Consider the following 419-nt stretch of genomic DNA (forward strand, 5'->3'; position numbering starts at 1 on the left):
TCGCGGTCACGGGTGAGTTCGTCCAGATGCAGCGCGCCCAGCGCCTTCGCCCGCAACACCGTCGCGAACCGCTCCGGCGTCAACGCATCGATCACACCGTCATCCAGCACACCCGCCGTATGCACCACCGCATCCACCGGATGCTCCGCCAACAACCCAGCGAGAGCCGCACGATCCGCCACATCACACGCGACAACCGTCACCCGCACCCCGGACGCCGACAACTCGTCCCGCAACTCCCCCGCACCCGGAGCCTCCAGACCCCGACGACTGGTCAGCACCAGATGACCGGCACCCTCCGCAGCCGCCCACCGCGCCACCCGAGCACCCAGAGCACCCGTACCACCCGTGACCAGCACCGTCCCCCGCGGACACCAACCACTCTCCACCCCGGCAGCCGAAACACGATCCAGCCGACG

1 protein-coding gene is annotated in these 419 nt (G+C 69.5%); it reads right to left on the bottom strand.

The annotated features are described in order from the left end of the window. On the bottom strand, positions 1 to 419 hold a 419-nt coding region (locus IH68_RS51360), incomplete at both ends, for an SDR family NAD(P)-dependent oxidoreductase (RefSeq protein ID WP_037886729.1).

It is taken from the genome of Streptomyces sp. NRRL S-646 (assembly GCF_000720765.1).
Classification (GTDB): Bacteria; Actinomycetota; Actinomycetes; order Streptomycetales; family Streptomycetaceae; genus Streptomyces.